The following is a 14,268-nucleotide window of genomic DNA, read 5'->3' as shown; positions in this document are numbered from 1 at the left end:
AAAAAATGATTACATTTGCATAAAAAAATAAAAGATGCAACATATTATAGATCGATTTATCAGCTATGTAACCATCGATACAGAATCTGACGCCAACTCTGAAACCACGCCAAGTACAGCCAAACAATGGGATCTGGCCAATAAACTCGTTGAGGAATTGAAAACTATTGGGATGCAAGACGTAACAATAGATGACAAAGCATACATCATGGCTACCTTGCCAAGTAATGTTATTCATGAAGTACCAACTATTGGATTCATTTCACACTTTGACACTACACCCGATTTTACCGGAGCCAATGTAAAACCTCAAATTATTCCTAATTATGATGGTAAAGACATTGTGTTAAATGCAGAACAAAATATTATATTATCACCTAATTATTTTAAAGATTTGTTATTGTACAAGGGACAAACGTTGATTACAACTGACGGCACAACCTTGTTAGGTGCCGATGATAAAGCTGGAATAACCGAAATTGTTACCGCAATGGAGTTCCTAATTAAAAATCCAGAAATCAAACACGGAAAAATCAGAGTAGGTTTTACACCTGATGAAGAAATTGGTCGTGGTGCACATCATTTTGATGTAGATAAATTCGGAGCTGAATGGGCGTATACTATGGATGGTAGCCAAATAGGTGAACTGGAATATGAGAATTTTAATGCGGCTGGTGCCAAAATTATTTTGAAAGGAAAAAGTGTTCACCCTGGCTATGCCAAAGGAAAGATGATTAATTCCATGTTGATTGCCAATGATTTCCTCAATCAACTGCCTCTAGGTGAAACTCCAGAAGAAACTAAAGGATACGAAGGATTTTTTCATGTACACCATTTAACCGGAAGTATTGAAGAAACAGTTTTGGAACTTATTATAAGAGATCATAACAAGAAAAAATTTGAAAAACGTAAAGAATTAATTGAGAAAATTACCAAAAAAATCAATAAAAAATTTGCGAAACAATTTGGTGAGGATATTGTTGTAACCGAAATAAAAGACCAATATTACAATATGAAAGAAAAGGTATTGCCTGTAAAACATATTGTAGATATTGCAGAGAAAGCCATGAAAGAAATAGGTATTAAACCGCTTATTAAGCCCATTCGAGGCGGAACTGACGGTTCTCAATTATCTTATAAAGGATTGCCTTGTCCTAATATTTTTGCGGGTGGACATAATTTTCACGGGAAATACGAATACGTTCCAGTAGAAAGCATGCAAAAAGCAGTTGAAGTAATTGTAAAAATTGCGGAATTAACAGCAATTGGCGATTTCTCTAAAAGTAAATAATGATAATTTAGTAACATCTGAAATTTAGTTTCTTATTCGCGACAAAATCAATAATTTGTCAAAAAAAATAAACAGAAGTGTATCAATACATATCGAATATATCATAAATACAAAGGAAAAAAAAGTCTCATGAAAATGAGACTTTTTTTTTGCATATTTTCGGAGTATTCAACAAATGATTTCATCATTTCCTCTTTACATCGAATCTTACATACATTAAAATCACTAAAACTACATTAATTAAAAAAACACCTTTTGAAAAAATAAACAAACTTAACATTGGCGCACCAATAAAAATGCTTAAATTTAATAACATTTTATTAACCATTCGTTAATACCTGTGGTAATCAATTTTATTCATGTTAAAAAAATAATTTAAAATAATACGTAACGTTATGGTAGTAAAAAAAGAAGAAACTGAAGTACAAAAAGCGCCTGAAGTAATTGAGTCAGTTAGTCCAATTAAAACTAACAAAATAACAGCAGCTAGTGCAACTGGACAACCTAGTGTAGTTGTTGAAAATACTTCTACAGAAAAAAAAGTCCCAGTAAAAGCACCTGCAAAAATTCCAACAAAAGTAGCGGTAAAAGTCCCAATAAAAGCGCCAGTAGAAGATAAGACGGCTAACGAAGCGGGCGAAAATTCTATTGATGAAACTAAAGAACTAGATAAAAAAAAGAAGAAAAAAAGCAAAACTGACATGAAACAAAAATCAAAAGACAAGGCTAAAAAGGCCGATGCAAAAGAAAAAGCGAAACAAAAAGCTAAGGCAAAAGCGAAAAAAGCAAAAAAAGCAAAAAAAGACAAAGCAAAAAAAGCTAAGGTAAAAGCGAAAATAAAAGCGAAAAAAGCCAAAGCAAAATCTAAAAAAGCGAAGAAAAATAAAAAGAATAAAAAATAATCTACTTATTTTCTTTAAAAAAGTCCCAATCCGAAATATCGGTTGGGACTTTTTTATAAATATAAAAACTGAATTATTTTTTTACTACTGCAGTATTTAGAGCCGCACTCATTTCCATTGAAATAGCGGAACGCTCCATTTTTAATTTTCCTGACATAGTCTCAACAATAACCGTTGTATCCCCAAGCTCAGAAACTTTTCCATGAAGACCACTTTTTGTAATAATCTTATCGCCTACTTTCAAAGTACTTTCAAATTCTTTTTCGCTTTTAGCTTTCTTTTGTTGTGGTCTAATCATGAAGAAATAAATCACCACAAACATTAATAGAAACGGCGCAAATTGAGTTAATTGTCCCATAATTTTAAATTCTCTTTTTTTGTTTATAAATATTACATTAAACCACGACCGGCTTTAATCATTTTTTTATTAGCCTGCAGCTCTTTTACTAAATTATCTAAAATTCCGTTGATAAAAATACTACTTTTTGGAGTAGAATACTCTTTAGCAACTTCTAAATATTCGTTAAGCGTAACTTTTACTGGAATCGATGGAAATTTTAGAAATTCACAGATAGCCATTTTAAGAATAATGGTGTCAATTTCAGCAATTCTGTCGCTGTCCCAATTTGGCGTTTTATCAACATATTCTTTAGCAAATTCCGTTTCATTCAAGACCGTTTTTCTAAACAAATCTCTAACAAAATCTTTGTCCTCGTTGTCTTTATACAATTTTGGAACTCTGAAATTGTCATTTTCACCAGATTTAATAGCTTTCAGTTGTTTGATGATATGAGTATTAACCAATGGAATATCGTCCACCCAAGTTAATTTATCATCTTCTAAATATTCATATAATTTTTCATTAGGGACAATTACATCCATAAATAAATCAACAATAAACTGTTTATCTTCTTCGAATGTGTTGATTGAATTGCTCATGTATTTTCCATACAACTCACTTGACTTTATATCATTAAGAAGTAATAAAATATAATCATCGTTCAATGTCCAATTGTCAATTTTACGATTTTCAAGAGCAATACTTAGTGAATTGTTTTCTGAAAGAATTTGAAAAATACTATTTTTAATAAATTTTTCATTTGGCTTACGCTCTTCTGGAGTGGCAAGATGTTTCAGAGACGATTTATGTAAAAAGATCGTTTCTTTTTTACAAATTTCAATCAGGGAAGAAAGCATTATTAGGTATAAATCTTGAATATTGTCGATACTATAAAAAAGAAATTTTTCTTCTTTTTCAAGATTATCAGAACCATTTTGATGCATCGCATAAATGGATTGCATAACTTTGACGCGGATGTGTCTTCTATTTACCACCTTGTAAGAACTTTATTAATTAGTTTGCAAAAATAAGAATTTCATCCTTGTAAATAAAATTAAAAGACCTTTTTTTAAAAGTAATCAGTATTCAGTCTCGGTTTCCAGTTCTATCTGAACTCTGCGACTGAACACTGCTTATTAACTATTTTCTATCTATTCTCTATCTTTCTTTGATCAATACGATTTTGAGCTATAGTCAAAGCCGCATGATGCGTTGTAATTCCATTAGCAATTGCGAACGCAAAAATCTCCAGCGTTGTATTGTAAATATTCTCTGTTTTACGCATGATTTCCGCTTTGTCATAATGCGCTAATTCTGCATAAACATTAATAATACCACCAGCATTAATCAAAAAATCAGGAGCGTAAAGAATACCTCTTTCTTGCAAAATAGCACCGTGAATATTCTCATTTGCTAATTGGTTATTCGCAGCACCAGCAATTACTTTCGCTTTTATTTTATGTACAGTAGCATCATTTATCGTTGCTCCCATCGCACAAGGCGCATAAATATCAACATCAGCAGTATATAAATCATCACCTGTGAATATTGTGGCACCGTATTTAGATCCAACTTCGTACAATTTTTCTTCATTAATATCTGCGATGGTAACTATTGCACCTTCTTTTGTCAAATAATCAACTAAAGTTTCTCCAACGTGACCAATTCCTTGTACCAATACTTTTTTCCCGTTAAGAACATCCGAACCAAATTGCTGTTTCGCAGCTGCTTTCATACCAAGATATACTCCGTAAGCGGTCACAGGTGATGGATTTCCAGAACCGCCTCTTGATTCAGAAATTCCTGTCACATAAGGCGTCACGTCTCTGACGATATCCATATCTGCGGTCTCCATCCCTACATCTTCGGCAGTAATATATCTTCCGCTTAGTGAATGTACAAACTCACCAAACTTACGCATCAACTCAGGAGTTTTTTGGGTTTTGGCATCGCCAATGATAACTGCCTTACCTCCACCAATATTCAGTCCTGTAATGGCTGCTTTATAAGTCATACCACGAGAAAGTCGCAATACGTCATTTAAAGCTTCCCATTCATTGGCATAATTATACATGCGAGTACCGCCTAAAGCAGGCCCCATAACCGAATTATGAATACCAATAATTGCTTTTAAACCTGTATCTTTGTCGTTGCAAAATACAATTTGTTCGTGATCATCAAATGATAATTGACCAAAAACGGGATCCATTTTTTGAAGTTCCTTTCCAGTTGTGAAAGCTGCATTCATAGTATTAATTTTTATAGTGATAAAATTATGAATTTGTCAAAAAGACAAATCAAATTTACATAAAAAATAAATATACACTAATTTTTAAGCTTAAATTTATTGATATGATAATTATCAGACTAAAATATTAATTTTACAGATTATTAAAAACTGAATGAAATTCAAAAAATAAAACTATTTCAATAAAGAATATCTTAAAAAAATGAAAGAATTACGCTATTTAAATAAATACTTTGTCAAATACAAATACAGTTTTTCTCTTGGTATTTTATTTACCATCATCGCACAAATATTTTCTTTGTTTACACCAAAATTAATTAGCAAATCCTTCAAAGTAATTGAATCTTATTCTAAAGATAAAAACGTAGCCATTTCGGTGATTCGTGAAGAATTAATTTCGAATATTTTACTGATAATTGCGACTACTATTGTTGCTGGTTTTCTTACTTTTTTGATGAGACAAACCTTAATTGTTATGTCGCGACACATTGAATTCGATTTGAAAAATGAAGTCTTTAGACAATATGAAAACTTATCACAGAATTTCTACAAACAAAACCGTACCGGCGATTTAATGAACCGCATTAGCGAGGATGTTTCAAAAGTAAGAATGTATGTAGGCCCTGCCGTTATGTACACCATAAATACTTTTATTCGTTTTACAATTGTGATCGTATATATGTATAACGTATCGCCACGATTGACTTTGTATACTATTCTTCCTCTACCCATATTATCATTTTGTATCTTCAAATTAAGCTCGGAAATCAATATACGAAGTACCATTTTCCAGCAATATTTATCAAAAGTTTCCAGTTTCTCTCAAGAAATATTTTCGGGAATTCGAGTTATAAAAGCCTACTCATTGGAAGATCAGCACCAAAACAACATGGTGGATTTAGCGAATGAGAGCAAAAGCAAAAGTTTAAACTTAGCCAAAGTGCAATCACTATTTGGACCATTGATGTTGGCGCTGATAGGAATAAGCAACTTAGTGGTGATTTATTTTGGTGGATTAATGTACATTGATGGCACCATAAAAAGTATTGGAACCATAGCAGAATTTATTTTGTATGTCAACATGCTTACTTGGCCAGTGGCATCATTAGGTTGGGTTTCGTCAATGGTGCAAGAAGCCGAAGCTTCTCAAAAACGTCTCAATGAATTTCTTAAAATTGAACCCGAAATAAAAAATAATAACCCTAAAAAATCTATTATTGAAGGCACAATTTCTTTCGAAAATGTAAGTTACACTTACGAAGACACCAATATTCAAGCTTTAAAAAATGTAACTTTTACGGTCAAAAAAGGGGAAACATTAGCAATTCTTGGAAAAACAGGATCAGGAAAATCAACTATTTCCTCTTTAATCTCTCGATTATATGACGTAACGAGTGGAAAATTAAATATCGACGGAAATGAAATAAGCACAGTCAATCTTTATGACTTGCGAAATAGCATTGGAATCGTGCCACAAGATGCCTTCTTATTTTCGGATAGTATCAAAAACAACATTAAGTTTGGTAAAGAAAATGCTACCGATCAAGAAGTAGAAACAGCTGCAAAAAATGCGGTGGTTCATGACAACATCCTTGGTTTCAATAAACAATACGATACCATATTAGGCGAAAGAGGAATCACGCTTTCCGGAGGTCAAAAACAGCGCGTTTCTATAGCCCGAGCGATTATCAAAAACCCTCCAATTTTACTTTTTGACGATTGTTTATCCGCTGTTGATACGGAAACCGAAGAAGCGATTTTGAACAATTTATTTGAAATTTGCAAGGATAAAACGACCATTATTGTAAGTCACCGAGTTTCATCTGCTAAAAATGCTGATAATATTATCATTCTTGAGGATGGAAAAATTATCCAACAAGGTTCTCATAATCAATTGATAAATCAAGAAGGATACTATGCCTCCTTATATTTAAAACAACTTTCGGAAAAAGAATTGCTTTAATTGTTGTGTAATACATATATTTTTTAGATTTTTGAGTACTACTTAACAACCATAAATTGACAGAAAGGATTATGAGAGAAAATGACATGTTAGAAAAAGAAGAGATATTTTCAAAAGTTCTACGAGCTGGAAGAAGAACATATTTCTTTGATGTGAGGGCTACAAAAGCAGATGATTATTATATTACAATTACCGAAAGCAAAAAATTTACTGAAGAAGATGGCTCATTCCATTTTAAAAAACATAAAATTTATTTGTACAAAGAAGATTTTGCTGCTTTCGCAGAAATTTTAGGGGAAATGACATCCTATGTATTAAACCACAAAGGAGAAGAAGTAATCTCTGAAAGACACCAAAAAGATTTCAAAAAAGAATATGCTTCAGATAAAACAGATGATGATATCCTACCAAAAACATCTAGTTTTACCGATATAGATTTTGACGATATTTAAAGTCTAATAGATACTTAAACGAAAGTTAAAAGTCTGAAATTCAAATGAATTTCAGACTTTTTTCATTATATTTAGGATCTAGACAAAAAAAAAATGACAGAATCCAATTCCTTGTTCAACTTTTTTTACGCCAAATTTTTATCTGAGAAAACAAAAAAGAGAACTGAAATATTCTTTGTCTCGCTAGCGATAATAAGCTTTTTAATGCATTTGTTAATTATCGCACTAGTTGATTTTAAAATTATTTTAATCAATGATTATTCAAAATTACTAACTAATCCAATTTCAGCAATCTATACACCTTTCTCGTTCATATTGATTTATGAAGTGTATCTTTTAGTTTATTATTTGCCTAAATCAACAACCATCTACATAGGAAAACAATATGAAATTATTACTTTGATCATTATTCGAAGAATATTCAAAGATTTAACAAAATTAGAACTTAACTCCAACTGGTTTGATGTAAAATACAATGTAAATTTCACCCTCGATATTATTGCAACAATACTTTTATTTTTATTGATTTTTATTTTTTATAACCTCAACAGAACAAATGAGATCAATCAAGCTAAAACTCAAAAAACAATAGATGTAAACAAATTTATAAAACTTAAAAACATTTTTGCTTTAGCACTCATCCCTATATTTGTTTTATTATCCGTTTACAGTTTAGCACATTGGATTTACGAAAGTTTCTTTTCATTGACGCAAATAGTCACTACTATTAAGGACATCAATAAGATTTTCTTTGATGATTTTTTTACAATTCTTATATTAATAGATGTACTTTTGTTATTGTTTTCCTTTTTCCTTTCGGATAAATTTAATAGAGTAATTAGGAATTCGGGCTTTATAATTTCAACCATACTGATAAAACTTTCTTTTGCTACCGAAGGAATTCTGAATACAATCCTTATTGTTGCCGCAGTTTTGTTTGGTGTAATAATTTTAGCCATCCACAATAAATACGAAACTTTAGAAGCAAAAAAAGTAAGTACTTTTGAGACTTAAATCACCATATTCTTAAACCGTTTTCTACGTTTAATCAAATCGCATTACAACAATAGTAATGCTCTTCCGCACTGAATCTAAAACCAAAAATTAACTCATAAATTTTATTATTTGCTTTTTAGCATAAATAAGGACTGTTATTTGTCGCTTCAGTAGCTCTTCTTTTTGATAAAGCTAAAATTGCATATCAGAAAGAACATTAAAAAAAGCTATGGAATATTACTCAAAAAGTTATGCAACCGATTCATTAAATGTCGATGCCAGCTGTAATAGAGCTTCATCATATTATGAATTTGACGCGTTTAAATGAACTTGGAATGATTGGGCAGATTTATCCAAATTAGGACAAATCAATGGAAAAAAAACTTTATATGAATTATTGCAAATCATAAGTGACAAAAAACCAACTGGTGGACTTACTTTTGCTGCAACGACAATAATCAAGTAACCATTTTAATTTAAAAATGGGATTCTAGTAATTATATCATCTCTATTTTTAAATTTCTTCTCCAACTATTAAATCTCTACAGTAAAAAAAAATGAGTAACTTTGATAACAAACTCGTTTTCAACACTATTGACACTACTTATTCGCATCCAATAAAACCCATTTCGCTATTATTTTTCTATTTTATAGTCCAAAACTTTAGAACTTTAATTTATGAAAACTTCAGCAACCGCGAATTTTTGGCAATTCGACACAAACTATTGGCTTCAAAAACTGAATAGTAGTAACAAAGGTTTGTCTAAAACTGCTGCCGATAAAATACTATCACAGTCGGAACATATCAAAAGAAATAAATCGGTTTTCAGGAAAGATGTGACTCTTTTTATAGGACAATTTAAAAGCCCATTGATGCTGTTATTGATTGGTGCTGTAGTATTATCGGCTTTTCTTGGCGATACCTCCGATGTGTTTATTATCCTCTTTATTGTTTTATCTACAGGTTTACTTAGTTTTTTCCAAGAAAGAAATGCAGGACGGTTTGTCGAAAAATTACAGTCGTTGATTGCTTTAAAAAGCAATGTTTTGAGAGATGGGAAAGAACAGGAAATTTTCTCTTATGAAGTGGTAACTGGAGATATTATTATTTTGAAAGCCGGAGACATGCTGCCGGCTGATTGTCTAATAATTGAAGCTAACGAATTGCATGCAAATGAAGCCAGTTTAACTGGAGAATCTTACCCAACGGCAAAAGAAACTGGGGTTTTAGACCCAAATACCGCATTGGCGAAAAGAACTAATTCGCTTTGGGAAGGTACTAATATCGTCAGCGGAACGGCAAAAGCGTTAGTAATTAATACAGGTAACAATACCATTTTTGGAAATATTGCGAAAAGTGCAACCACAACGGTAGAAACTAAATTTGAAAAAGGAATTAAAGACTTTGGTTATTTTCTAATGAGGATAACATTGGTTCTTTCACTCTTTATTTTAGTGGTCAATCTATTATACCACAAAAATGTTATTGACTCGGCTTTATTTGCTTTGGCTTTAGCCGTAGGAATGGCGCCCGAGCTATTACCAGCCATCACAACAATTGCGATGAGCGCTGGGGCAAAAAGAATGTTGGACAAAAAAGTTATTGTCAAGAAACTATCTTCTATTCAAAATTTAGGCGAAGTAAATTTATTATGCACGGACAAAACTGGAACAATTACAGAAGGAGCAATTATAATATCAGGCGCGGTAGATGGTCTTGGCACCGAAAATCAATTTGTAAAAGAACTCGCTTATTGGAATGCTTTTTTTGAGTCTGGTTATGCCAATCCAATAGATGAAGCGATAAAAAAATTGGAATTGCAAACAAAAATTATTCCCGTAAAAATGGGCGAAGTTCCATATGATTTTATTCGAAAAAGATTAAGCATTGCAGTCAAAAATGCCCCAAATAAGTTATTAATCAGTAAAGGAGCATTTAACCAGATTATCAGTATTTGCACTAGCATCCGTTTAAGCGATGGCAGCGTTGAAAACATTGAATCTCACAAAACTGAAACTGAGAAAAAATTCAATCAATTTGGGATTAACGGTTTTCGAACCATTGCAGTCTGTTATAAAAACATCGCAGCCGACAGTATTTCAAAAGAAGATGAAACAAATATGATTTTTGCGGGTTTTATTTTGCTTGAAGATCCTATAAAAGCTGGAATCATAGAAACCATTGACGAGTTAAAAAAACTACAAGTACATCTAAAAATAATTTCGGGCGACAACAAAAACGTGGCACTTTCTATTGCGTTGAAAATTGGAATAAAAGATCCTATTGTAATGACTGGAAAAGAACTTTTTAGTACAAGTCCGGAGGCGTTACGACAATTAGTAAAAAAAACACACATTTTTGCGGAAGTGGAACCTCAACAAAAGGAACGTCTTATTCAATCTTTACGAACAACATATACTGTCGCGTATGTGGGTGATGGCATAAATGATGTTTCGGCTTTAAGTGCTGCCGATATCGGGATTTCTGTCGAAAATGCAGTGGATGTCGCCCGAGAAGCTGCCGATTTTGTATTAATGGAAAAAGACTTGAAAGTCATAATTGATGGTATAAAAGAAGGTAGAAAAACTTTTGCAAATACCTTAAAATACATCTTTATCAACACCGGTTCCACTTTTGGGAATATGTTTAGCGTGGCAATAGCTTCCTTATTACTACCTTTTTTACCCATGCTTCCAAAGCAAATTCTGCTGACTAACTTTATTACTGACTTCCCATATCTCACCATAGCATCAGATAATGTTGACGAGGAACAACTTCAGAGACCGGGCAAATGGAATTTGAAATTGATTCGGAATTACATGGTCATTTTTGGCATACACAGTTCTATCTTCGATGTAATCACTTTTCTAATCCTTTATTATATATTAAAAGTAAAAGAATCGGCTTTTCAAACGGCTTGGTTCGTAGAATCAATACTTACAGAACTTTTTATTTTATTTATCATACGAACGCACAAAAATTTCTTTAAAAGCCAACCCGGTAAATACCTATTTATTTTGAGTTTTGTTGGATTAATACTAACATTGATTCTACCCTATTTACCCTTTGCAGATAAAGTAGGACTTTCTCCATTACCTTTTCTCAATATGGGAATAATGTTACTAATCGTCGACATTTATATCCTAACTGCTGATCTACTGAAAGTTTGGTTTTTCAAAAAACATATGCAGTCTTAAATACTGATATTTTGGCTCCAAATACTATTCTGGTATCTTCTATAATTAATTTAGTGCTTAAAATATTTGAAATAGATTTTCTAAAAAGTATTTTTGTTTAATGGAAACGAAACTATTAATATTGGCAGGACTCGGCGATTCCGGAGAAAAACATTGGCAAAGCTATTGGTTACAAAAATTTAAAAATGCCACTAAGGTGGCCCAAGAGAATTGGGATGAACCACAATTAGACGATTGGCTTGATAAATTACAGGAAGCAATTTCACAATTAGATTCTCCAACCATTTTGGTGGCACATAGTCTTGCTGTATCTATGGTTTTGCATTGGGCTGCAGCAAATAATAATCCCAATATAATTGGGGCGTTATTAGTTGCGCCAGCCGATGTTGATTCCGAAGATCATACTCCAGAAACGATTTGGAATTTTTCTCCGATGCCAATTAAAAAATTAGATTTCCCATCTATTGTTATCACGAGTGATAATGATCCCTATATTTCATCGGAAAGAGCCCAATATTTTGCGCAAATGTGGGATAGCGACTTTATAAATATTGGACAAAAAGGACACATCAATTCCGATTCAAATTTGGAATTCTGGGAAGAAGGCCAATTGATTTTGGAACAATTAATTCATAAAATTAATCGACAATAAATCTGGAGTTGTTTTAGTAAAACGGTTTTCTATTAAAATAAAAAACTGCTTCAATTTGAAAAGCAGTTTTCTAATTTTAATAGAAAAATATAAAAATAGTAGCTGTCATTTTTATTAAGCGAAACAATTAATTTTTTCTAACCCAACAAACTATTTACCGTTAATATAAAATTTAAATTAATGTGCCAATTGTTGTTCACTACACATTTCTGCACATTTACGGCAAGCTTCTGCGCATTTTTTACAATGTTCCATGTCGGGATGTTTTTCACATTCAGTGGCACATCTTTCACACATTTCTCCACATAGTTTTAGAAAAATATCTGTATTTTCAGAATTTCGTTCCATTAACTGCGCTGTTAAACGGCATATATCCGCACAGTCTTGGTCGTTCATCATGCAATGAGCCATTTCCATTTCTTTTTCTAAATGGCATGCATCATAACAGTGTGTGCATTGTGCAGCACAAAAATGCAATACGTCAATCATACTTTGCTTTTCCATTTTAAATATATGTTTAAATTAATATTCTATTTTTTTAAACTCCAAAAGAGAATGTTTCTGATTTGATACCCGTCAATTTTTCTGCACGTAGAAACCAAGATAATAATTAATCGATTCGAAAGAATTAGCGATGGAGTATACTACTCGAATGATAATTACAAATAGACTTTTTTTTTCGATGATATGCTAAAAAAAATTCCAAGATCAATTAGGAGAAAAGTAAATTTACAATATTTTTATTTTTAAACATTTGATAAATAATAAATTAACATTTTAATAACTGAACTTTATTGGAAAACATAGCCACTTAAATATTTTCTAAATCAACCAATACGCAATCCATTTTCAATCTTGAAATCAGGTGATAACAATATTACATCACCTTCCTCGCCCACTGCACCGAGGACAAGACATTCGCTCATGAATTTGCCAATTTGTTTTTTAGGAAAATTTACCACTGCTACAATTTGACGGTTTACCAAATCTTCTTTTTCGTAACGTTTGGTAATTTGTGCCGAGGTTTTTCGGATTCCAATTACGTTACCAAAATCTATTGTGAGTTGGTAAGCTGGTTTTCGAGCTTCGGGAAAATCATTGACTTCCAAAATAGTTCCTATATGCATTTCTACTTTTTCAAAATCAGACCAATTTAATTCCATAGTTAAAATTTATTAATAAAAGGATAGTTCCTAACAAACCTATCAATTTTACAACTAATTACACTAATTCTATAAAACAATTTTTATCTAATCTTTCTAAATTTACAAATCAACCAAGCTATTAAAAAACTATAATATTGTTACAAGATGGAAGAAAATCAAGCAAATGGAAACGAATTATTTAGAAACAGTAGTTTTTCTAAATCAAAAATATCAACTGATAAGTATATTGAAACGGAAACAAACGTACAATTATACGTGAAGGACTACGGTGAAGGAAAACCAGTAATTCTTATTCATGGTTGGCCACTTTCTAATGAAATGTGGGAATATCAAATTGATGCTCTTGTTGAAAATAATTTCAGAGTTATTGCTTACGACCGTCGTGGTTTTGGAAAATCGTCGCAGCCCTGGGATGGATACGATTATGACACTCTAGCTGATGATTTAAAGGCAATTATTGATCAATTGGAATTAGAAGATGTTTCACTTGTAGGATTTTCGATGGGTGGTGGCGAAGTCGTTCGTTATTTCAGTCGTCATGGTGGAAAAAACGTTGTAAAAGCAGTACTTATTTCGTCAGTTACTCCATTATTGTTAAAAACAGATTCGAATCCAGATGGTGTGCCGCAGGAAAAATACGATGCCATGGCGGAACAAATTAAAGATGATAGAATGAACTTTCTGGAAAGTTTTGCAAAAACATTTTTTGGCGTGACTTTTATCATAAAACCCATAAGTACAGCCTTATTAGACTATTATAGAATGTTATGTTCATTTGCATCACCTCGTGCAACTTTAGAGTGTGCAAAGTCTTTTTCCACAACTGATTTTAGCAATGAAATGCGAGATATTAGCGTCCCTACTTTAATTATTCACGGAGATGAAGACAAGACCGTTCCTATTGAAATCACTTCAGAAATTGCAGCCAGATTAATCCCTGACAATATATTTATCGTTTATGAAGGAGCGCCACATGGCTTATTTTATATCGAAAAGAAAAAATTAAACAGTGATTTGATTAAGTTTTTAAATTCTTAAATTTAGACTGAATCACTAAAAA

Annotated in this window: 13 protein-coding genes; 8 read left to right on the top strand and 5 right to left on the bottom strand. The window is 32.0% G+C overall.

Annotated features, from left to right (window positions below; genetic code table 11):
- The first annotated feature begins 34 nt into the window (after positions 1–34).
- Positions 35–1,291, top strand: a complete 1,257-nt coding sequence (gene pepT, locus IWX84_RS11405) for a peptidase T (RefSeq protein ID WP_196850880.1) — start codon at positions 35–37, stop codon at positions 1,289–1,291.
- A 395-nt stretch (positions 1,292–1,686) separates the two neighbouring features.
- Positions 1,687–2,193, top strand: coding sequence for a hypothetical protein (locus IWX84_RS11400; protein ID WP_196850879.1), 507 nt, complete (start codon positions 1,687–1,689; stop codon positions 2,191–2,193).
- 73 nt (positions 2,194–2,266) lie between these two features.
- Here IWX84_RS11400 and yajC read toward each other — a convergent pair whose 3' ends face one another.
- The 3 genes from yajC to IWX84_RS11385 all read right to left on the bottom strand — a co-directional run bounded on the left by yajC (position 2,267) and on the right by IWX84_RS11385 (position 4,781).
- Complete coding sequence (yajC, locus tag IWX84_RS11395; RefSeq protein ID WP_196850878.1) at positions 2,267–2,551, bottom strand: preprotein translocase subunit YajC; 285 nt, start codon at positions 2,549–2,551, stop codon at positions 2,267–2,269.
- 32 nt (positions 2,552–2,583) lie between these two features.
- Positions 2,584–3,495 (bottom strand): transcription antitermination factor NusB, encoded by a 912-nt coding sequence (nusB, locus tag IWX84_RS11390; protein ID WP_196850877.1) that lies wholly within the window; start codon positions 3,493–3,495, stop codon positions 2,584–2,586.
- Positions 3,496–3,680: 185 nt separating this feature from the next.
- Positions 3,681–4,781: a Glu/Leu/Phe/Val dehydrogenase gene (locus IWX84_RS11385; protein ID WP_317192118.1), complete on the bottom strand. Its 1,101-nt coding sequence runs from the start codon at positions 4,779–4,781 to the stop codon at positions 3,681–3,683.
- A gap of 202 nt (positions 4,782–4,983) precedes the next feature.
- On the opposite strand from IWX84_RS11385, the gene IWX84_RS11380 reads away from it, so the two are divergent.
- From IWX84_RS11380 to IWX84_RS11360, 5 genes are all read left to right on the top strand, one after another.
- Entirely contained in the window at positions 4,984–6,744 is a 1,761-nt protein-coding gene (locus IWX84_RS11380) for an ABC transporter ATP-binding protein (RefSeq protein ID WP_196850876.1), read from the top strand.
- Positions 6,745–6,815: 71 nt separating this feature from the next.
- The gene (locus IWX84_RS11375) at positions 6,816–7,196 is read left to right on the top strand and encodes a PUR family DNA/RNA-binding protein (protein ID WP_196850943.1); all 381 of its coding nucleotides are present in this window, start codon (positions 6,816–6,818) and stop codon (positions 7,194–7,196) included.
- A gap of 204 nt (positions 7,197–7,400) precedes the next feature.
- Positions 7,401–8,210, top strand: a complete 810-nt coding sequence (locus IWX84_RS11370; RefSeq protein WP_231385475.1) for a hypothetical protein — start codon at positions 7,401–7,403, stop codon at positions 8,208–8,210.
- 660 nt (positions 8,211–8,870) lie between these two features.
- Positions 8,871–11,390, top strand: coding sequence for a magnesium-translocating P-type ATPase (gene mgtA / locus IWX84_RS11365; RefSeq protein ID WP_196850874.1), 2,520 nt, complete (start codon positions 8,871–8,873; stop codon positions 11,388–11,390).
- Positions 11,391–11,490: 100 nt separating this feature from the next.
- Positions 11,491–12,042 (top strand): RBBP9/YdeN family alpha/beta hydrolase, encoded by a 552-nt coding sequence (locus IWX84_RS11360; RefSeq protein WP_196850873.1) that lies wholly within the window; start codon positions 11,491–11,493, stop codon positions 12,040–12,042.
- 177 nt (positions 12,043–12,219) lie between these two features.
- On the opposite strand, the gene IWX84_RS11355 is transcribed toward IWX84_RS11360, so the two are convergent.
- Entirely contained in the window at positions 12,220–12,546 is a 327-nt protein-coding gene (locus IWX84_RS11355) for a four-helix bundle copper-binding protein (RefSeq protein WP_196850942.1), read from the bottom strand.
- A 323-nt stretch (positions 12,547–12,869) separates the two neighbouring features.
- The gene (locus IWX84_RS11350) at positions 12,870–13,205 is read right to left on the bottom strand and encodes a tRNA-binding protein (RefSeq protein WP_196850872.1); all 336 of its coding nucleotides are present in this window, start codon (positions 13,203–13,205) and stop codon (positions 12,870–12,872) included.
- Between the two features lie 147 nt (positions 13,206–13,352).
- Here IWX84_RS11350 and IWX84_RS11345 point away from each other — a divergent pair, with 147 nt between their 5' ends.
- Positions 13,353–14,246 (top strand): alpha/beta fold hydrolase, encoded by an 894-nt coding sequence (locus IWX84_RS11345; RefSeq protein WP_196850871.1) that lies wholly within the window; start codon positions 13,353–13,355, stop codon positions 14,244–14,246.
- Positions 14,247–14,268 lie beyond the last annotated feature (22 nt).

The sequence above is a fragment of the Flavobacterium sp. CG_9.10 genome (assembly GCF_015752245.1).
Classification (GTDB): Bacteria; Bacteroidota; Bacteroidia; order Flavobacteriales; family Flavobacteriaceae; genus Flavobacterium.
Note: the sequence above shows the minus strand (reverse complement) of the source record. Positions and strands in the feature narration are given on the sequence as shown.